2 protein-coding genes are annotated in these 1059 nt (G+C 66.2%); both read right to left on the bottom strand.

Going from position 1 to position 1059, the window contains the following annotated elements; all coding sequences use genetic code 11:
- Positions 1–59 precede the first annotated feature (59 nt).
- Complete coding sequence (locus AC1D15_RS33930) at positions 60–515, bottom strand: DUF302 domain-containing protein (RefSeq protein ID WP_047513327.1); 456 nt, start codon at positions 513–515, stop codon at positions 60–62.
- 236 nt (positions 516–751) lie between these two features.
- The coding region (gene upp, locus AC1D15_RS33925; RefSeq protein WP_477829527.1) for a uracil phosphoribosyltransferase at positions 752–1059 on the bottom strand (308 nt) is incomplete at its 5' end.

The raw sequence follows: 1059 nt of genomic DNA, 5'->3' as shown, positions 1-1059 counted from the left end.
GCCACAGACTCCCCGCACCCGCCTTCCGCACCAATGCGCCACTGCGCCACTTGCGCCAATCAGGACAACGCTTCAGCCACCAGCGCCGGCAGGTCGGCCAGGTCGTGCAGCAGTTCCGGCGACAGCCCTTCGGGCAGTTCGTCGAGCGCCGCGCCGCGCCACATCACCTCGGTGCTGCCGTTCGCACCACGCTGCACCACGACACGCAGCAGCAGGTCGGGCGAGGCATCGGAACTCGTCATCAGCACCGGCGTGCCGCCCTGCGTCGATTCGAACACGATCACCAGGCGCTGGCGCTCGTTGTCCTCACCGACGCTCTGCTGCAGCCGCACCAGCACCGGCATGCCGTGCCGCTCGGCACAGGCCTCGATGCGCTGCACCGTCTCGGTCACGCCGAAACGGCTGACGCTCGCACGCGTCAGGCGCTCTTCCGCACCGAATGCGCGGGTACCACCCAGGGCTGCGACGATCATCGCAATGCCACCGGTCATCCAGAAACGAAACGGGCTCTTCATCGGGGGTCTCCCTCGGGTCACCGACAGACGATAGGGTTCGAACAGCGGTACTTCAAGGGTCTGAATGTCAGTCAACGTCGCTCCACCGTTAACGACGGTGTCGCTACCGTCACACTGTGCTCAGCACGAACGCAGAGTGTGGCCTGAAGCGGTGACGCTTTGGTGAACGGCCCCCGACCAATAGGGATATCCAACGAACATTCATGCGGCGCTGCAGCACGCTGCAGGCCGCGAATTCACTTGGTTCCGAAGATCTTGTCGCCGGCGTCGCCGAGGCCCGGGATGATGTAGCCCAGCTCGTTGAGGTGGCTGTCGATGGCGGCCGTCCAGCAGCGCACGTCGGGGTGGGCTTGCTGCAGTGCAGCGACGCCTTCCGGCGCGGCCACCAGCACCAGCGCACGGATGTCGGTGCAGCCGCGGYGCTTCAGCAGGTCGATGGTCGCGATCATCGAGCCGGCGGTGGCCAGCATCGGGTCGATGATCAGCGCAGTGCGCTCGTCGAGGTGGCCGACGAGGTTCTCGAAGTAGTGCTCCGGCTGCAGCG

The sequence above is a fragment of the Rhizobacter sp. P2_H2 genome, from assembly GCF_056403375.1.
This window is presented reverse-complemented; position numbering and strand designations above follow the sequence as displayed.

What these genes read in the sequence shown, in the direction of transcription:
- AC1D15_RS33930 (WP_047513327.1), bottom strand. Translation starts at nt 515, where the DNA reads ATGAAGAGCCCGTTTCGTTTCTGGATGACCGGTGGCATTGCGATGATC.